We start from the raw sequence: 17,499 nt of genomic DNA, 5'->3' as shown, positions 1-17,499 counted from the left end.
AGGCTTCCATCGCTTTCCTCGTAACTCACTTGAAGATAAGCAAATAATGCCTTATTTTTTAACACAGTAGTACTAGGCGGGCGCTACGGTGTGGGCAGCGGCCTGGTCTACGTGGGCTCGCGCTCCGGCAATGCCACCGACACCTATTCGCTGCCTGCCTACACCACCGTCAAGCTGGTGACATACTGGCAGATTAATCGCCACACCCGAATCTCGCTGGACGTGCACAACCTGTTCAACAAGAATTACTACCCGGCATCATGGGGAAACCTTGCGGTCACCCCGGGCCTGGGCCGGCAGATCGTGGCCGGCCTGCGGTACCAGTTCTGAAGAAGTCCGCTCACGCCCCTGAATCTCTGAATTCCGGAATGTCCGCCTTTGCCGCCGGGTAGCTGCAGTTGATCGGCGACGATCTCGCGTGGACAGCGGGTTCGAGCGCAGCACGCGCCTGAAGATTTCGGGACCTGCAGGTCGGTGAAGAGATATCTATTTCGCCAGCCTGGCGCGAAAAAAAGGAGCCGGGCGGGCTCCATTCTTTCAGCAGGTCGGTACGCCCTACAGCGCGCCATCCTTCAGTTTTTTCAGCGGGCGGACCTTCACCTTGACGGTTGCGGGCTTTGCAGCGAACCACTGATCTTCGCCGGTGAACGGGTTCTTGCCGAAGCGCTTCTTGGTCGCCGGTACTTGCAGGGCCTTGACCTTGAGCAGGCCGGGGAGCGTGAACTCGCCCACACCCTTCTTGTGCGCCGCGGTCAGGACGGTGTTTTCCAGATGTGCCAGCACGGTCTTGACGGTCTTGGCATCAAGCTCGGTCTGGGCGACCAGGTGAGCCAGCAAGCTCGCCTTGGTGAAGGTTTCCTTCAGCGGCATCTCCACCGGTGCAACCGCAGCTTGACGAATTCGCAAGGGAGCCAGCCCGCGCTCGTGTTGCAGTGCTGGCGTGATCCTGTCGACTTCCGATGAACGGCTTCATTGGGCGTACTCAACGACCAGCAGTGCCGTGGCCATGGTTTTTCCAGGATTCGAAATGGCATGCTGAACATCCGCCGGATAGCGCGCGGACTCGCCGTGCCGGACTTTCTTCTCACTGGGGCCGGATTGAACGGTGACGCAGCCGCTCATTACGGACAGATGTTCTTTCGAACCACTCTCATGCGGCTCGGATGCGAGTACGCCGCCAGGATGGATCGACAGCTCATACCATTCCACCCGGCTTGCAAGGTCCACCGGGCCGAGAATCTTCAACTCGCATTTGCCATCCGGGCTTCTGATCACCGGAATCGAGTGAGCAGGAATGACCGTCACGGTTGGCGTCGGCTTGTCGGCCTGCCCGCCGGAAAGGAACTCGGCCAGGCCAATGCCCAAGGCGTTCGCCAATCGCCACAAGACCGCCACCGTGGGATTGGCAAGATTCCGCTCAACCTGCGAAAGCATCGATTTGGATACGCCAGCACGCCGGGAAAGCTCGTCGAGGGAGAGCTTGCGTGCCTGGCGAAGCAATTGCAGCCTGGCTCCAATGACGGGGGGGCCTTCTGTGAACGCCTCCGGCGGGGGGACTTGTGTCATGAAATGAAGTCCTGTAAAGTGAACAAAACGTTCGATATACAGAACATGTTCGGTTTATCGATCACCCTCAGTTTACAGGAGCACCGCTGTGCCGACAACAGACGCATTCTACGCAGCCATCCGCCAGGAGCTCGAGTCCATTGAACAAGCCGGTCTGTTCAAGACCGAGCGTATCATCGCCTCACCCCAGGGCAGCCTTATCAGGACTACCGATGGGAAGGAAGTCATCAACCTGTGCGCTAACAACTACCTGGGCCTCTCGTCCCATCCGGAGGTCGTGGAGGCTGCGCATCGCGCGCTCGGCGAGCGTGGTTTTGGCTTGAGCTCCGTTCGGTTCATTTGTGGTACGCAAGATCTGCACAAGTCGCTCGAGGCGCGTCTCGCGAGCTTTCTCGGCACCGAAGACACGATCCTCTACGGCTCGGCCTTCGATGCAAACGGGGGCCTGTTCGAGACGCTCCTTGGTCCGGACGACGCTGTCATCAGCGACGAACTGAACCACGCTTCCATCATCGATGGCATCCGGCTCTGTAAAGCCAAGCGTTTCCGCTACAAGAACAATGACCTTGCGGATCTTCGCGAGCAGTTGAAGGCGGCCGATGCCGCAGGCGCACGTTTCAAGCTCGTGTTTACCGATGGCGTATTCTCGATGGATGGCACGATTGCCCGGCTCGACGAGATCCGCGAGATCTGCGACGAGTTCGGGGCGCTCCTCGGGATTGACGAGTGCCATGCCACCGGCTTCCTTGGGCAGCGTGGCCGCGGCTCTCACGAACACCGTGGGATCTTCGGAAAGGTCGACATCATCACCGGAACGCTCGGCAAAGCGCTAGGCGGCGCCTCGGGTGGTTTTACGAGTGGGCGAAAGGAAGTCGTGGCATTGCTGCGCCAACGCTCCCGGCCTTATCTTTTCTCGAACACGGTGGCGCCGTGCATCGTGGGCGCGACACTCAAGGTGCTCGACCTGCTCGAAGCCGATACCACGTTGCGAGACAAGCTCGAGCGCAATGCGCGGTACTTCCGCGGCAAGCTCGGCACGCTGGGTTTCGACGTGAAGCTCGGCGACCACCCCATCATTCCCGTCATGGTGTACGACGCGGAAAAGGCGCAGCAACTGTCCCGGCGTCTGCTGGAGCTGGGCGTCTATGTCATCGGTTTCTTCTATCCCGTGGTCCCCAGGGGGCAGGCACGCATCCGCGTGCAGATCAGCGCCTTGCACGACAGCGCCGAGCTGGACCAGGCGTTGGAGGCGTTCGAGATCGCAGGCAAGGAACTGGGGATCATTCAATGACAAAGCCAGCCAGGGTTCTGATCATTGGCGCCAACGGCCAATTGGGAACGGAGTTGGCGTCGGCGCTGGCCGATCGCTATGGCAAGCAGAATGTCGTCACGAGCGACATGGTGCCGCACGGCCGCCACCCGCACCTCACGCATGAAATGCTCGACGTAACCGATCGGGCGCAACTCCGCGATGTCATCGAGCGGCATGGGTTCACCCAGATCTATCACTTGGCAGCCGCATTGTCGGCAACGGGAGAGAAGTCGCCCACATGGGCGTGGCAACTCAACATGAACGGCCTGCTGAACGTGCTGGAGGCTGCGCGTCACCAGAGGCTCGACAAGGTATTCTGGCCCAGTTCGATTGCGGCATTCGGCCCGACAACGCCGTCGGACGCCACGCCCCAAAGCACCATCATGGAGCCCAAGACCGTCTACGGCATCTCCAAGCTGGCGGGCGAAGGATGGTGCCGTTGGTACTTTGAGAACCATGGCGTGGATGTCCGGAGCCTGCGGTATCCAGGATTGATTTCCTACAAGACGCCTCCAGGCGGCGGAACCACGGACTACGCAATCGATATCTTCCATTCGGCGCTCAGGGCGCAACCCTATGCCTGCTTTCTGGAGAAAGATGAAGCCCTGCCAATGATGTACATGCCGGACGCCGTTCGCGCGACCATCGAGCTGATGGAGGCGCCTGGCGCCAGCATCTCCGAGCGGGGAAGTTACAACCTTGCGGGCTTGAGCTTCACGCCTGGCGATATCGCGAACGAGATCCGGCGGCATTGCCCGGGGTTCGATGTCCGGTACGAGCCTGATTTCCGTCAGGAGATTGCCGGTGGATGGCCTGACTCTATCGACGACTCGGTAGCCAGGCGAGATTGGAACTGGAGACCTGAATTCGGCCTCAAGGAGATGGTGGCCGACATGCTGAAAAACCTGGCAACGCTGAACCAGGGTAGCGCCTTGGAATGCGTGAGCTGAGACCGGGTTGGCGCAGCAGGCAAAGCCAGGAACCCGGCCGCCGGCCAGCCTCGCGGCATGACAGCAGGCTGCGCGAAGGTCGTTGCACGGCAGCGCGGGAAACGTATTGACAGGGTCGAGACCCAGTGATAGAAGATCGCCTCGATTTCGGACGCTGGGATGCGTTGTCGGGGAATGAAGGCGATCAGGACGATGCGCGATGCCGCGCGGGCGATAGACAAGGCGCGAAGCGCCGGCCGCATCGATCCAAATAACGATTACCAGAGGAGACAACTTATGACCACAGCCGCAAATCCAGCAATCCGACTTTCCGGCCGCCAGGGCCGGCTTCGACATCGGAGGGTTCATGCTGGCGCACTACCGGCGCGAAGCCGGGCAACCCGTTTCCGGAAGGTCATTGCGCGCCGGAACCAATTCACGGGTGAGAGCCATGCTGGTGCTGACAAGCGTTCGCGGGTCTGAGAGGAGATCAATATGACTGACGTAAGGAAACTGCTCGACGAAGAGCGGGCCCACGAGGAGAAGGATCTCCATCGCGGGCTCAAGGACCGGCACATCCAGATGATCGCCATCGGCGGCGCCATCGGTGTCGGACTGTTTCTGGGAGCAGGGCGCGCGATCGCCATCGCCGGCCCGGGACTGATGCTGAGTTATGCCATCGGCGGCGTGGCGATCTTCTTCATCATGCGCGCGCTGGGCGAGCTGCTGCTGTACCGCCCGGTGACCGGATCCTTTGCAACCTACGCCGAGGAGTTTGTCGGCCCCTTTGCCGGCTTCGCCACCGGCTGGTCGTACTGGTTCATGTGGGTGGTCACCGGGATGGCCGAGATCACCGCGGTCGCAGTCTACGTGCACTACTGGTTCCCGGACGTGCCGCAGTGGATACCGGCGCTGGCCACCCTGGCGGTGCTGTACCTGGTGAATTGCATCGCGGTCGCGGTATTCGGCGAGCTGGAATTCTGGTTCGCGCTGATCAAGGTGGTAACCATCATCGCCATGATCGTGATCGGGCTGGCGATCATCTTCTTCGGCGTGACACCGCTCGGCCCGACGGCCAGCTTCTCGAACCTGTGGACGCATGGCGGCTTCATGCCGTTCGGGACGCTCGGCGTGGTGCTGACCTTGCAGATCGTCATGTTCGCCTACCAGGGCGTGGAACTGATCGGTGTCACCGCGGGGGAGGCGCAGAATCCCGAGAAGGTGTTGCCGCATGCGACCAACGGCGTCGTCTGGCGCATTCTGATCTTCTACGTTGGCGCGCTGATCGTCATGATGGCGCTGGTGCCCTGGAATGAACTGAAGCCCGGCGTCAGCCCCTTCGTCTACGTGTTCGAGAGGATCGGCATTCCGGGGGCGGCCGCGATCGTCAATCTGGTCGTCATCACGGCGGCAGCCTCATCTTGCAACAGCGGCATCTTCAGCACGGGGCGCATGCTGTACACGCTGGCGCAATTTGGCCAGGCGCCGCGCGCCTTCGGCAGGGTCAGCAGCAAGCATGTGCCGTCCACCGCCATCACGTTCTCGGCCGTGCTGATGGGCATCGGCGTGCTGCTCAACTACATCGTGCCGGAGCAGGTCTTCGTCTGGGTCACCAGCATTTCGCTGGTCGGTTCGCTGTGGACCTGGTCGATCATCATGATTGCCCACCTCGGCTATCGCAAGGCAATCGCCGCCGGCCGGGTCAAGGCGGTGGACTTTCGCATGCCTGGCGCGCCTTATGCCAACTGGCTGGTGGTCGCCTTCATGATCGCGGTTGCGGCGCTGCTGTCGCTCGATCCGGGTACCCGGGTGGCGCTCTACGTGGCACCCGTGTGGTTCGCACTGCTCGGCATCGGCTATCGGCTCACCAAATCGCGCGCGCCGCTTGAGGGGCATGTCCAAAAGTCTGCTTGATCAGTGTCCCGCGCGCTGCCGGTGCTCCCACGCGGCGGCGCGCAGCGCCGGACCCCGCGCGGTGTCCGGCGTGCGTGCGCAGCGGCCGGCTCAGGGTATATCGGTAAACAGCTGCGTGCTGTAGTCCGCCACCGGCAGCTTCTTCAGTTCCCTGGATGCGCCTGGCAGTCCCTCAACATAAGTCAGGAAGGCCTCGGCGTAGTCCAGCCCGACGTCGCTTCGGCGTGCACCGGCGACGCTCTTCATCGTAGTGTAGCCATCCTGGCCATCGGCGAGGAAATTGTTGGTGATGACGGCATAGGTCCTGGCCGGGTCCAGCGGCACATAACCTGATGCGGACTTCACTTCCAACTGGCTGAGGCGCGATCCGGCCGAGGCCTTCCCGCGCTCCAGGAACGCTTGTGCCGCCAGTTGCTGCACGTCGCCGCCGCGGGCAATGACATCTGCGTCCTTGTTGCACACATCGCCCGGCACGGAGCGGGTGGCATCGCGCTTGGTGCCCGGCACGCGGCGCAGGCAAAGGTTGACCGGGGCCCTGGCTACGACCTTCTTGCCTAGTGCGTCCTTGGCGGACTTGTAGCCGGCGAGAGTGGCGGCCGCTGCGGGAGCACCACGGAACCCCGGAATGGCGCGGGTCGATCGGCTCGTGCAGCGGTACGCCTTTATCCGTCGATCAACTCCGGATCCCAGGCAAACACGGTCTGTTTCTGCTCGCCAAGCCGCTCGATGCCCAGGGTGATGACGTCGCCCGGCTTCAGGAACTGGGGCTGCGGCTTCTTGCCCATGCCCACGCCGGGCGGCGTGCCGGTGGTGATCAGGTCGCCCGGCTCCAGTGTCATGAAACGGCTCAGGTAACTGACCAGCTGGGCTACCGTGAAGATCATGGTGCGGGTGTTGCCGGTCTGCTGGCGCTCACCGTTCACGTCGAGCCACATCGAGAGGTCTTGCGGGTCACCGACCTCGTCGGCGCTCACAAGCCACGGGCCGATGGGGCCGAAGGTGTCGCATCCCTTGCCCTTGTCCCAGGTGCCGCCACGCTCGAGCTGGTACTCGCGTTCCGACACATCGTTGATGGTGCAGTAGCCCGCCACGTGGTTCAGGGCATCGGCCTCGCTGACATAGCGGGCGCGGGTGCCGATCACCACCCCGAGTTCCACCTCCCAGTCGCTCTTGACCGAGCCCTGCGGCAACACGACCGGGTGATTGCAGCCCACGGCCGAGTCGACCGTCTTGGTGAAGACAATCGGTTCCTTGGGGATCGGCATGTTCGCTTCGGCGGCGTGGTCCGCGTAGTTCAGACCGATGGCAATGAACTTGCGCATGCCGGTCCATGGCACGGCCAGACGGCCCTGAGGGACGATGGGCAAGGTGCTGGCATCGAGGCTGCGCAGGGCCGCCATGCCGGACTGAGACAAGGTGCCGGGGACGATGTCGGGCAGCGCCGGGCTGAGGTCGCGAACCGTGCCGTCCGTGTGCAGCAGTGCGGGCTTTTCTTGGCCCTTGGGGCCGTGGCGAAGCAGTTTCATGGTTGAAATGGGAGCTTAGTTGGACCAACCGCCGTCAATGATCTGGGCGGTACCTGTTGTGAAAGAGGATTCATCGCTGGCCAGGTAGATAGCCAAGGCCGCAATTTCTTCGGCTCGCCCCAGGCGGGCCATGGGCTGGCGCTCCACGAAGCCCGCCTCGACCTGGGCCAGCGTCTGGCCGGTGGCTTGTGCCTGGGCCGTGATGCGCTCCAGCAGCGATGGCGACATCACCGTGCCGGGACAAATGGCATTGCATCGGATCCCCTTGGCGACAAAGTCGGCAGCGACGGCTTTGGTCAGGCCGATGACGGCGGCCTTGGTGGTGCCATACACGACTCGGTTGGGTGCGCCTTTGATGCTTCCCGCAACGGATGCCACATTGATGATGGACCCGTTGCCTCGCTCCAGCATGCCTGGCAGGAAGGCTCTGATGGTGCGAAATTGGGCGCGCACGTTGAGGTCGAATGCAAACGTCCACTCGTCTTCCGTGCACTCGAGCAGGTTGCCTGCGTGGACGAAGCCTGCCGCATTGAAGAGCACGTCAACCGGGCCTGCAGCCTCTGCCACGTCGCGAATGGCCTGGGCATCGGTGACATCCAGGACGTGGGTGCTGCAAGCAATTTCCCGGCGCAAGGAAGCAAGCGCCTCCTGGTTGATATCCGTCGCGATCACGCGCGCGCCCTGCGCGGCAAAAGCGATCGCGGTCGCTCTGCCGATGCCTTGTCCGGCCGCGGTGATGAAGGTGGCTTTTCCAGCCAGTCGGAGTGTCATGACGATTCTTCGAGTGAGTTCAGGGGTTGCTTTGGGCACTGAAACGCCGTGCTGTTCAGCGCGGAACGAGCAGCTTGCTTCCGGGCACGATGTCGCGTCGACGGGTGAACGGTCCGGTCAGATCACCTTGCCCGGGTTCAGCAGCGCCTGCGGATCGAGCGCCTTCTTGATGACTCGCATCAGCTCGATCTCCTCGGGCGAGCGCGCATGGCCAAGCCATTGGCGCTTGAGGGTGCCGATGCCGTGCTCGGCCGAGACCGTACCGCCGTACTCACGCACCAGGCCGTACACAATGCCGTCGACCAGTGCCTTGGGCTGCTCTGCCGCGCCAGGCTGGTAGACGATGATATGCAGATTGCCGTCGCCGATGTGGCCGTAGAACAGGGCCCGGACGCTGGGGATGCGGGCATGGAGTACCTCGCGGCAGCGGCGCGCATAGTCGTCCATGCGAGCCACCGGCAGGCCGATGTCAAAGGCCAGGTGGCCTGGCCACAGCGGGTGCAGTTCGCCGCTGGCATCGCGGATGCTCCAGAACGCGCGGCCGTCGGCCAGGGACTGCGCGAGTGCCGCATTGGGAACCACGCCCGACTCCAGCAGACCGCCCAACCAAGCCTCGAAGCGCTGTGCGTCATGCACCGGGTCGGTTCCCAGCGCCTCGACCAGCACGTAGGCGCCATGGGCCGTGTCGTCGCCCTTGAGGGGGTCGCGCACCCCTGGGGCCTGGGTGGTGGCGAACTGCCAGTAGTCGGGCCACATGACCTCGAAGGCCGAGAGCAGCGGCCCCAGGTTCTGGCGCGCCGAGTTCAGCAGCGTCAGCACGTTGTCGTAGTCCTTGGCGGCGCAGATCGCCACCATGGTCGAGGCCGGCTTTGGGAACATCCTGAGCACCACCCGTGTGATGATGCCCAGCGTGCCCTCGCTGCCGATGAACAGGTGCTTGAGGTCGAAGCCCGCGTTGTTCTTGATCATCTTGTTGAGGCTGGTGACCACGGTGCCATCCGGCAGCACCACCTCGATGCCCAGCACCATCTCGCGCGCCATGCCGTAGCGGATCACGCGGTTGCCGCCGGCATTGGTCGACAGGTTGCCGCCAATCGCGCACGAGCCGCGTGCGCCCAGGTCCAGCGGGCAGAAGAAGCCGGCGGCGGTGGCCGCCTGCTGGATGGTCTCCAGCGGGGTGCCGGCCAGCGCGGTCATGGTGGCCGAGGCCGAATCGACCTCCTCGATGCCCACCATGCGTTCCAGCGACAGGGCCACCTGACCCGCCGAGGCGCGCGCGCCACCGCACAGGCCGGTCAGCCCGCCTTGGGGCACCACGCCCACGCCGTGTTCATGGCAGATGCGCACCGCGGTGGCCACCCCGGCCGTGTCGGCAGGGCGAACCACGGCCAGGGGGCGGCTGGCCGGCAGGCCGCTGTAGTCGTTGTGGTTGCGCACCGGCACGTCGCTGCCGGCGAGCACGGCCAGCGGGCCCAGCTCGGCAAGCAGGGCATCGATGACCGAAGAGGATTGAAGGGTCTGGTTCATGGCAGGAATCGGAGTGAATACAAGCAATTTGCAAACTGGGGGGCGGCGCGGTCATTGAGCCAACTCTGGGCCTGATCGACCGCGCGCCTCACCCCACGAACCAGCGCAGCGGTGCCATCACGGTCTGCGGGAAGGCCACCATGATGAACAGTACGGCGAACTCGGCCAGCATGAAGGGCAGCACGCCCTTGGTGACTTCGTCCATCTTCATGCGGCCCACGCCGGCCACCACGTTGAGGATGGTGCCCACCGGCGGCGTGATCAGGCCGATCGAGTTGTTGATGATGAACAGCACGCCGAAATAGATCGGGTCGATGCCGGCGGCCTTGATCACCGGCATCAGCACCGGGGTCATGATCAGGATGGTCGGCGTCATGTCCATCGCAGTGCCGACCAGCATCACCAGCACCATGATCGCGATCAGCAGCAGGGTCTGGTTGTCCATGAAGGGCTTGAGCAGTTCCACCATCTGGGTCGGCAGGTTGGCCACGGTGATGAGCCACGATGACACCATCGCGGCGGCCACCAGGAACATGACCACAGCGGTGGTCTTGGCCGCTGTGGTGAAGATTGGGAGCAGTGCGCTCAGCGGCAGCTCACGGTACACCACACTGGCCACGAACAGCGAGTACACGGCGGCCACCACCGCGGCCTCGGTCGGGGTGAAGACGCCCATGCGCAGGCCCACCAGGATGAACACCGGCAGCATCAGCGCCCAGAGGGATTCGCGTGCGCACTGCCAGATTTCAGCCTTGGTCTTCTTCTCGGGCAGGACCAGGTCTTCCTTGCGGCCGAGCCACCACCAGGCCACGGCCAGGCCGATGCCGATCATGACGCCAGGGAAGATGCCGGCGATGAACAGCTTGCTGATCGAGACGTTGGCGGTGACGCCGAAGATCACGAAGCCGATGCTGGGGGGGATGATCGGGCCGATCACGCCGGAGGCCGCGATCAGGCCACCCGAAACTTCTTTCTTGTGGCCTGCCTTGATCATCATCGGCAGCAGCAGCGCGGTCAGCGCTGCGGCGTCGGCCACGGCGGAGCCCGACAGGGCCGACAGCAGGCAGGCGGCCAGAATCACCACATAGCCCAGGCCACCCTTGACATGGCCGACGATCGCCAGCGCGAAGTTCACGATGCGCTGCGAGAGGCCGCCGACGTTCATGATTTCGCCAGCCAGCATAAAGAAAGGCACGGCCAGCAACGGGAAACTGTCGGCGCCATTGATGAAGTTCTGCGCCAGGATCTGCGCGTCGAACAGGTCGAGATGCCACATCAGGGCCACGCCGCTGGCCAGCAGCGCGTAGGCGATCGGAATGCCGAGCGCCATGGCGCCGGTGAGGCCGCCGAGAAAGATCAGTACGGTCATGTTGAGGTCTCCGGTTCTTTTTCTTGTTTCTTAGCTGCGTGAGTGAGGCAGCGGCGTGTCGCCCAGGGGGGAGTGGCTTTGCGAGCCGCCGGCAGCGCTCTCGCGCGCTAGCTCGGCCTGGAGGGCCTCGAGCTCGGCCTGTTCCTCGGACTCCTTGACCATCACCAGCTCTTCATCGCTGAGCTGGCCGGTCAGCGCGCGCAGCAATTGCAGCACCAGCAGGAAGCCGGCGCAGACCGAGAACGCTACCCCCGAGCTGTAAAAGATGGCCACCGACGCCCCGGTGACCGGCGCTTGCACATCCCAATTGATCTTGGCCTGTTGCCAGCTGCCGTCGAAGAACAGCCAGGTGATGTAGAGCATGAGCAGGTGACCCAGTACCAGGCAGACCTTTTTGCCCATTACCGGCAGGCGCGACACGAGCATGTCGGTGCCCAGGTGGGCGTTTTCCTTGATGGCGGCCACGGCGCCCAGGAAGGTGACCCAGACGAACAGCCAGCGCGACAGCTCCTCGCTGATCGCGATGCCAGAATTGAAGGCATAACGCAGCACGACGTTGCCGAAAACCAGCACCACCATGACGGCCAGAGCCAGGGCGATGAGAAGGTTAATGAACCGGCAATACCGGTCGATGAGGGTATTGAGCATGGGTTGTCTCCCTGATGGTCTGCGCCATCAATGCTTGTCTTGGGACGGGGAAGGGGGTCGACGCCGGCGACCTGGGCTGGTGGGCAGGCCGCCAACGCTGACTCAGAGCGCGCGGCCCTGCAGCAGGCCGCGCTCGGCCAGGTTGCCGATGAAGGCGCGCAAGCCAAAGCACCAGGGGGCGGCGGTCTCGCTGTGTGTCACCCGGTTGTGCAGCCCCCCCAGCCAGGCGCTGCGGATGGTGACCACATCGCCGAGCTTGTGGGTGAAGCCGCCGCCGGGCTGGTCGCGGTCTTCAATGGGCGCAAACAGCGTACCCAGGAAGAGCATGAAGCCGTCGGGGTACTGGTGCGCGGCCAGAGTCTGCGCCACCAGGTCGGCCGGGTCGCGGCTGATGCTGCTCATGGTGTTGATGCCGCGCAGCTCGAAACCGTCCGCACCCGCGACGCGCAGGTGCACGGTCTCGCGGCGCACCTCGTCCAGACCGAAGCCCACGTCGAACAGCCGGATGAAGGGACCGATCGCGCAAGAGGCGTTGTTGTCCTTGGCCTTGCCCAGCAGCAGCGCGCTGCGGCCTTCGATGTCGCGCAGGTTGACGTCGTTGCCCAGGGTGGCGCCGACGATGTCGCCGCGGCTGTTTACCGCCAGCACGACTTCCGGTTCAGGGTTGTTCCAGTCCGAGTCGGCGCGGATGCCGATGTCCTCGCCGCAGCCCACCGAGGCCAGCACCGGGGCCTTGGTGAAGACCTCGGCGTCCGGGCCGATGCCCACCTCCAGGTATTGCGACCACAGGCCTTTTTGCTGCAGCAGCGCCTTGAGCGCCATCGCCTGCGACGAGCCGGGACGGATGTCGGCCAGGCTTTCGCCGATCAGCTCGATCACCTGGTTGCGCAGGCCCTGGGCCCGGCTGGCGTCGCCCCGCGCCTGTTCCTCGATCACACGCTCTATCAGGCTGGCGGCGAACGTCACTCCCGCAGCCTTCACGACCTGCAGGTCACAGGGGGCCAGAAGCCAGGGCAACGTCTCGTTGCGGGTGCCCGGCAGGCTGTTGGCCAGCAACTCGTCGACACTGCACAGGCGCCGGCCGGGTGCCCGGCGCGCCGCCTCGGCGGGATGCTCGGTATCGAGCAGCGTGCTCATGGTCGGGTAGTGTTCGCTCAGGTCGAACACGCCCTCCGGCCGCAGGGCGGCGACGGCCGGCCCAGGCAAGGCGCCGCCGACCCAGACACGGCCCACCAGGGTGCCCGCAAGGCCGTCATCCGGCAACACCTGGACGTGCTTCACCGCACCGGCCAGCGTGGCCGCTGTCACTTCGCTCATACGATTTCCTTTCAGGGTTCAAGCCGCGGCCCAAGCCGCGCGCCCCGCCCGCGGCGCAGCGCTTGCAAGGCAGACGAGGCTCAATGGTTGTGGCGCGGTGTCTTCTCCGCGATGCGCCGGTAGTTCAACGCGAAATCCAGCGTGGCGCCGTCGACGAGCTGACCGGTCTTCTCCCGGTACAGCGCTTCCCAAGGGGATTGGCTCTGGGGGATCGGGGGCGCGGGGAGCTCGCGGCGGCGGCGCTCGATCTCTTCGGGCGGCACCAGCGCATCGCAGCGGCCGGCGTTGAGGTCGATGCGGATGAGGTCGCCGCTCTGCAGCCAGCTCAACCCGCCGCCCACCGCGCTCTCGGGCGAGACGTTGAGGATGGAGGGGCTGTCCGCCGTGCCGGACTGACGGCCGTCGCCCAGGGTCGGCAGGGTCATGATGCCGCGCTGGATCAGGGCGTCGGGCGGCTGCATGTTGACCACCTCGGCCGAGCCCGGCCAGCCGATCGGACCAGCGCCACGCATGATCAGGATGCAGCCCTCGTCGATGTCCAGTCCCGGGTCGTTGATGCGCGCATGGTAGTCGTCGGCCCCCTCGAATACCACGGCACGCGCCTCGAAGACGCCCTCTTCGCCTGGGCGGTTCAGGTAGCGCTCGCGGAAACGCTCGGAGATCACCGAGGTCTTCAGGATGCCGAAATCGAACAGATTGCCGCTCAGCACCAGGAAGCCGGCCTTCTCCATCAGCGGCGCATGGAAAGGGAAGATCACCTCGCGATCGCGGGTCTCGCGGCCCTGCAGGTTCTCCCCCACGGTACGGCCGGTGACGCTGAGGCAGTCGCCATGCAGGCGGCCAGCCTGCTGCAGCTCGCACATCAGGGCCGGCACGCCGCCGGCGCGGAAGAAGCGCTCGCCCAGGAAGCGGCCCGCTGGCTGCATGTTGAGCAGCAGGGGCAGGTCGTAGGCGTGCTCGGTCCAGTCTTGCGGCCACAGTTCGACGCCAGCGTGGCGGGCCATGGCCATGATGTGCACCTGCGCGTTGCTGGATCCGCCTGCGCAACTGACCACCGACAAGGCGTTGAGGAAGCTCTCGCGGCTGAGGATGCGCGAGGGGCGCAGGTCCTCGTAGGCCATCTCGACGATGCGCCGGCCGGTCTCGTAGGCGATCTGGCCCCGCTCGCGGTAGGGGGCTGGAATGGCCGCGCAGCCCGGCAGCGACAGGCCCAGGGCTTCGGCCACGGCGTTCATGGTGGAGGCCGTGCCCATGGTGTTGCAGTGGCCCGCCGAGGGCGCGCTGCTGCAGGCGCGCTGCAGGAACTCTTCCTCGTCGATCTCGCCCGCGGCTAGCTGGCGGCGGCTGCGCCAGATCACGGTGCCCGAGCCGACCAGTTCGCCGTTGTGCCAGCCGTCGAGCATGGGTCCGCCGGATAGCACGATGGCAGGGATGTCGACGGTGGAGGCGGCCATGATGCCCGCAGGCGTGGTCTTGTCACAGCCCGTCGTCAGCACCACGGCGTCGATGGGGTAGCCGTACAGGATTTCCACCAGGCCCAGATAGGCCAGGTTGCGGTCGAGCGCCGCGGTGGGACGGCGGCAGTTCTCGAAGATGGGGTGCATGGGGAATTCCATCGGAATGCCGCCAGCATCGCGGATGCCATCGCGCACGCGCCGGGCCAGATCCAGATGGATGCGATTGCAGGGCGAGAGGTCGCTGCCGGTTTGGGCGATGCCGATGATGGGCCGACCCGAGCGCAGCTCCTCGGGCGTGAGCCCATAGTTCATGAAGCGTTCGAGGTAGAGCGCGGTCATGTCCGAGCGCTCGGGATCGGCAAACCAATCGCGGGAGCGGAAGGCACGGCTGGCTTTCTTGTCCATGTCGAAACCTGTAGCGGAGAAGTCAGGGAGTGGAAGAACGGCGCGTCGCTGCTGCTCGGCGCCTGCGAGGATCACTTCGCCGCGATGGAGTTGGTCTTGCGGACCTTGGCCAGTTCGCTCATGAGCTCGCTCGTCGTTTCCTCGCCGAACTCCTTGCTGTACTTGGTCAGCACCGGCTGCAGCTTGGCGCGCAGCTTGGCCTGCTCGGCCGGTGGCAACTCGGTGACCTGCATGCCGGCCTTCTTTAGCTCCCCCAGCGCCTTGTCGCCGAAGGCGCGGATGGTCTTGCGCTCATACAGCGTGGCTTCGCGCGAGGCCTCCTGCACAATCTTCTGCTCCTGCGGCGACAGGCCGTCCCAGGTCTTCTTGGACATCAGCAGCACCCAGGCGCTGTACATGTGGCGCGATAGCACCAGGTGCTTTTGCACCTCGTAGAACTTGCTGGCCAGGATGGTGGCGGTCGGGTTCTCCTGGCCATCCACGGCTGCCTGCTCCATCGCCGAATAGAGCTCGGTGAAGGGCATGGGCGTGGCGTTGGTGCCCAGCGCATTGAAGGTATCCAGGAACAGCGGGCTCTGGATCACGCGCAGCTTGAGCCCGCCGAGGTCGTCGGCCCGGTTGATAGGGCGACGCGAGTTGGTGACGTGGCGAAAGCCGTTCTCCCAGTAGCCCAAGCCGATGAGACCCTTCTCGGGCAGCTTGGCGAGCAGCTTCTGGCCAAAGGGGCCATCCAGCACGGCATCGGCTTCCTGCTCGTTGTTGAAGGTCAGCGGCAGGTTGAGTACGCCAAAGGGCTTTATCAGCGACATCAAGGTGGAGGTGTCGGGGACCGTCATCTCCAGGGTGCCGCCGCGCAGCGCCGAGGTCATGCTCACGTCATTGCCCAGCGAGCCGCTGGCATACAGCTTGGCGACCAGCTTGCCGCCGCTGCGGGCCGCGAGTTGTTCGGAGAAATGCTTGACGGCCATGGCCTGAGGATGGTCTTCGCTCAGGCCGACACCGACCTTGAACACGCGTTCCTTGATTTGCGCAGACACCGGGCCGGCAAGCATGGCCAGCGCCGTGGCGGCCATGGCGAGGGATTTCAACTTCATCAATGTCTCCAATGGAATGATTTTGTCGCGACGGTTCTGCGCCATCGGCGCCACGCTAGACCTCTCCAGGGCCGTCTCGACGCAGGCGAGAGGTTAGGTCTGGCACCTGTACCGGTCCACTGAATTTTTTGCTAGGATCCATTCCAAATGCTTATGAGCTCAGAAATTTTCTCGGGTAAACCCCTGTCCATGGCGCAGGCCTGCGGGCGGCTGCGATTCCGACATCTCCAGTTCCTCGACATCCTCGGCCACACCCTCAACCTGAGGCTTACCGCCGAGCAGATGCATATCACGCAACCGGCGGCCACCAAGATCCTGATGGATATCGAGGAAATCCTGGAGGCACGCCTGTTCGAGCGCCTGTCACGTGGCATGCTGCCCAACGAGCTGGGCCTGTTCACGCTGCGCTATGCCGACGCCGCGCTGGCCGGGCATCGCAAGTTCGTGGATGAATTCAATGCACTCAAGCAAGGGGGGCATGGCCACCTGTCCATTGGCGCGATCACGGGCTCGGCCGCGCACCTGCTGATGGCCACAGTGGCGGAGATCCAGCGCCGGCGTCCACTGCTGGTGCTGAGGATCCTGGAGCAAAGCAGCGACCAGCTGGTGATCTGGCTGGCCGAGCGCAAGATCGACCTGATGATCGGGCGCTTCACAGACGAGGCGCACAGGGCCCAGTTCCAATACGAGCGCCTGTCCAGCGAACCGCTGCAGGTGGTGGCCGGGCTCGATCACCCCTTGCGCGGGGCGCACGACCTCGAGCTGACCAAGCTGGCCCACTGGCCCTGGATTCTCTACCCGCGCTCCACGGCCGTGCGCAAAGTGTCTGACGACATCTTCGGCCGCACCGGGCTCGCACTCACGTCCGGCGTGGTCGAGACTCCCTCTTTCCTGTTCGCCCTGGAACTGATGCAGAGCACGGACATGCTGTCGCTGCAACCCGCCGCCCTGGTGGACAAGTACGTGAACAGGGGCCTGCTGGCCCGGATCCCCATCGAGCTGCCGGACCGCATGCCCGACTACGGTCTGATCACGCGCCTGGGCGAGGCGCCGACCCCCGCCGCGCAGGCCTTCATGGAGGTGCTGCGCGAGAAGGCGGGCAGCGCCGGCGAAACCGCCTGAATCGGTCGTCGACTATGTGATTGGTCAACGCATGAAGAGGAATGGGCACATGCGCTGGACGATGCCGGGAGCCAATGCACTGCTGCAGGTGCGATGTGCCGTTCTCAATTGATAGATGACTCGACGAAGCCGGTCGCGATTCGTAGACCAAAACGCTGCCGGGTGCGATAGTCGATCAGCGACTCAAGATTGCTATTGAGGTAGCTGATCAAATCTATGAGCTTGCAGCGCGCTTGTCTGGCTTCGCGGCTTGAGTTCGGGTCAAGTCTTTCGCGCAGATCAAGCAGACGACACAGTTCCTTAGCGAGCTTCTGCCAACGTACCGTTTGCCCGGTCCACACGAAGCTGCGAAGACGAACAAACAGATCCCAAAGTTCGAATGCTGATCCGTTGGCCGTAAGCCGCCCGTCGTGCACGCGACGGAGCGCGCCGCAGACCTCACAAGCTCCCCCCCGTGCCAATATGGATTAGTGAGCAACGAGGTAGGTATGACCGTCAACAATTCATCCAAGGCAACGATGGCCGCCGTCAGAAATGTGTCC

Annotated in this window: 15 protein-coding genes and 2 pseudogenes; 5 read left to right on the top strand and 12 right to left on the bottom strand. The window is 64.1% G+C overall.

Features of this window, described 5'->3' with window-relative positions:
* Positions 1-75: 75 nt before the first annotated feature.
* Positions 76-330: pseudogene (locus ACGLHR_RS44820) on the top strand (TonB-dependent siderophore receptor); the annotation flags it as partial.
* A 225-nt stretch (positions 331-555) separates the two neighbouring features.
* Here ACGLHR_RS44820 and ACGLHR_RS44815 read toward each other — a convergent pair.
* Positions 556-870, bottom strand: a complete 315-nt coding sequence (locus ACGLHR_RS44815; RefSeq protein ID WP_400102275.1) for an HU family DNA-binding protein — start codon at positions 868-870, stop codon at positions 556-558.
* 99 nt (positions 871-969) lie between these two features.
* Entirely contained in the window at positions 970-1,566 is a 597-nt protein-coding gene (locus tag ACGLHR_RS44810) for a helix-turn-helix domain-containing protein (RefSeq protein WP_400102274.1), read from the bottom strand.
* A gap of 88 nt (positions 1,567-1,654) precedes the next feature.
* Here ACGLHR_RS44810 and kbl point away from each other — a divergent pair, with 88 nt between their 5' ends.
* The 3 genes from kbl to ACGLHR_RS44795 all read left to right on the top strand — a co-directional run bounded on the left by kbl (position 1,655) and on the right by ACGLHR_RS44795 (position 5,721).
* Positions 1,655-2,857 (top strand): glycine C-acetyltransferase, encoded by a 1,203-nt coding sequence (kbl, locus tag ACGLHR_RS44805; protein WP_400102273.1) that lies wholly within the window; start codon positions 1,655-1,657, stop codon positions 2,855-2,857.
* On the top strand, positions 2,854-3,828 hold the full coding sequence (locus ACGLHR_RS44800; RefSeq protein WP_400102272.1) for an NAD-dependent epimerase/dehydratase family protein: 975 nt from the start codon (positions 2,854-2,856) through the stop codon (positions 3,826-3,828). Before kbl ends, ACGLHR_RS44800 begins: the two co-directional genes overlap by 4 nt.
* A gap of 474 nt (positions 3,829-4,302) precedes the next feature.
* Positions 4,303-5,721 carry an amino acid permease gene (locus ACGLHR_RS44795; protein ID WP_400102271.1) on the top strand — a complete coding sequence of 473 codons (1,419 nt, stop codon included), beginning with the start codon at positions 4,303-4,305 and terminating at the stop codon, positions 5,719-5,721.
* A gap of 90 nt (positions 5,722-5,811) precedes the next feature.
* Here ACGLHR_RS44795 and ACGLHR_RS44790 read toward each other — a convergent pair whose 3' ends face one another.
* From ACGLHR_RS44790 to ACGLHR_RS44750, 9 genes are all read right to left on the bottom strand, one after another.
* Complete coding sequence (locus ACGLHR_RS44790; protein WP_400102270.1) at positions 5,812-6,228, bottom strand: 5'-nucleotidase C-terminal domain-containing protein; 417 nt, start codon at positions 6,226-6,228, stop codon at positions 5,812-5,814.
* 155 nt (positions 6,229-6,383) lie between these two features.
* On the bottom strand, positions 6,384-7,247 hold the full coding sequence (locus tag ACGLHR_RS44785) for a fumarylacetoacetate hydrolase family protein (RefSeq protein ID WP_400102269.1): 864 nt from the start codon (positions 7,245-7,247) through the stop codon (positions 6,384-6,386).
* A 15-nt stretch (positions 7,248-7,262) separates the two neighbouring features.
* On the bottom strand, positions 7,263-8,018 hold the full coding sequence (locus ACGLHR_RS44780; RefSeq protein WP_400102268.1) for an SDR family oxidoreductase: 756 nt from the start codon (positions 8,016-8,018) through the stop codon (positions 7,263-7,265).
* A 117-nt stretch (positions 8,019-8,135) separates the two neighbouring features.
* Positions 8,136-9,545, bottom strand: a complete 1,410-nt coding sequence (locus tag ACGLHR_RS44775) for an FAD-binding oxidoreductase (RefSeq protein ID WP_400102267.1) — start codon at positions 9,543-9,545, stop codon at positions 8,136-8,138.
* Positions 9,546-9,633: 88 nt separating this feature from the next.
* Positions 9,634-10,914 (bottom strand): TRAP transporter large permease subunit, encoded by a 1,281-nt coding sequence (locus ACGLHR_RS44770; RefSeq protein ID WP_400102266.1) that lies wholly within the window; start codon positions 10,912-10,914, stop codon positions 9,634-9,636.
* A 30-nt stretch (positions 10,915-10,944) separates the two neighbouring features.
* Complete coding sequence (locus ACGLHR_RS44765) at positions 10,945-11,562, bottom strand: TRAP transporter small permease (protein WP_400102265.1); 618 nt, start codon at positions 11,560-11,562, stop codon at positions 10,945-10,947.
* 102 nt (positions 11,563-11,664) lie between these two features.
* Positions 11,665-12,879, bottom strand: a complete 1,215-nt coding sequence (locus tag ACGLHR_RS44760) for a fumarylacetoacetate hydrolase family protein (protein ID WP_400102264.1) — start codon at positions 12,877-12,879, stop codon at positions 11,665-11,667.
* Positions 12,880-12,959: 80 nt separating this feature from the next.
* Complete coding sequence (locus ACGLHR_RS44755) at positions 12,960-14,741, bottom strand: IlvD/Edd family dehydratase (RefSeq protein WP_400102263.1); 1,782 nt, start codon at positions 14,739-14,741, stop codon at positions 12,960-12,962.
* Positions 14,742-14,812: 71 nt separating this feature from the next.
* A complete protein-coding gene (locus ACGLHR_RS44750; protein ID WP_400102262.1) occupies positions 14,813-15,835 on the bottom strand; it encodes a TRAP transporter substrate-binding protein in 1,023 nt (340 codons plus the stop codon).
* A gap of 153 nt (positions 15,836-15,988) precedes the next feature.
* Between ACGLHR_RS44750 and ACGLHR_RS44745 the strand changes: the two genes are divergently transcribed.
* Positions 15,989-16,957: a LysR family transcriptional regulator gene (locus tag ACGLHR_RS44745; protein ID WP_400102261.1), complete on the top strand. Its 969-nt coding sequence runs from the start codon at positions 15,989-15,991 to the stop codon at positions 16,955-16,957.
* Between the two features lie 107 nt (positions 16,958-17,064).
* Here the strand turns inward: ACGLHR_RS44745 and ACGLHR_RS44740 are convergent.
* Positions 17,065-17,364: pseudogene (locus ACGLHR_RS44740) on the bottom strand (ISKra4 family transposase); the annotation flags it as partial.
* Between the last annotated feature and the right edge of the window lie 135 nt (positions 17,365-17,499).

Source organism: Cupriavidus sp. CuC1 (genome assembly GCF_044627735.1).
GTDB lineage: Bacteria > Pseudomonadota > Gammaproteobacteria > Burkholderiales > Burkholderiaceae > Cupriavidus > Cupriavidus ulmosensis.
This window is presented reverse-complemented; position numbering and strand designations above follow the sequence as displayed.

Coding starts and splice junctions, on each gene's coding strand:
- ACGLHR_RS44815 (WP_400102275.1), bottom strand. CDS start 870: ATGCCGCTGAAGGAAACCTTCACCAAGGCGAGCTTGCTGGCTCACCTG.
- ACGLHR_RS44810 (WP_400102274.1), bottom strand. CDS start 1,566: ATGACACAAGTCCCCCCGCCGGAGGCGTTCACAGAAGGCCCCCCCGTC.
- ACGLHR_RS44800 (WP_400102272.1), top strand. CDS start 2,854: ATGACAAAGCCAGCCAGGGTTCTGATCATTGGCGCCAACGGCCAATTG.
- ACGLHR_RS44795 (WP_400102271.1), top strand. CDS start 4,303: ATGACTGACGTAAGGAAACTGCTCGACGAAGAGCGGGCCCACGAGGAG.
- ACGLHR_RS44785 (WP_400102269.1), bottom strand. CDS start 7,247: ATGAAACTGCTTCGCCACGGCCCCAAGGGCCAAGAAAAGCCCGCACTG.
- ACGLHR_RS44780 (WP_400102268.1), bottom strand. CDS start 8,018: ATGACACTCCGACTGGCTGGAAAAGCCACCTTCATCACCGCGGCCGGA.
- ACGLHR_RS44775 (WP_400102267.1), bottom strand. CDS start 9,545: ATGAACCAGACCCTTCAATCCTCTTCGGTCATCGATGCCCTGCTTGCC.
- ACGLHR_RS44770 (WP_400102266.1), bottom strand. CDS start 10,914: ATGACCGTACTGATCTTTCTCGGCGGCCTCACCGGCGCCATGGCGCTC.
- ACGLHR_RS44765 (WP_400102265.1), bottom strand. CDS start 11,562: ATGCTCAATACCCTCATCGACCGGTATTGCCGGTTCATTAACCTTCTC.
- ACGLHR_RS44760 (WP_400102264.1), bottom strand. CDS start 12,879: ATGAGCGAAGTGACAGCGGCCACGCTGGCCGGTGCGGTGAAGCACGTC.
- ACGLHR_RS44755 (WP_400102263.1), bottom strand. CDS start 14,741: ATGGACAAGAAAGCCAGCCGTGCCTTCCGCTCCCGCGATTGGTTTGCC.
- ACGLHR_RS44750 (WP_400102262.1), bottom strand. CDS start 15,835: ATGAAGTTGAAATCCCTCGCCATGGCCGCCACGGCGCTGGCCATGCTT.
- ACGLHR_RS44745 (WP_400102261.1), top strand. CDS start 15,989: ATGAGCTCAGAAATTTTCTCGGGTAAACCCCTGTCCATGGCGCAGGCC.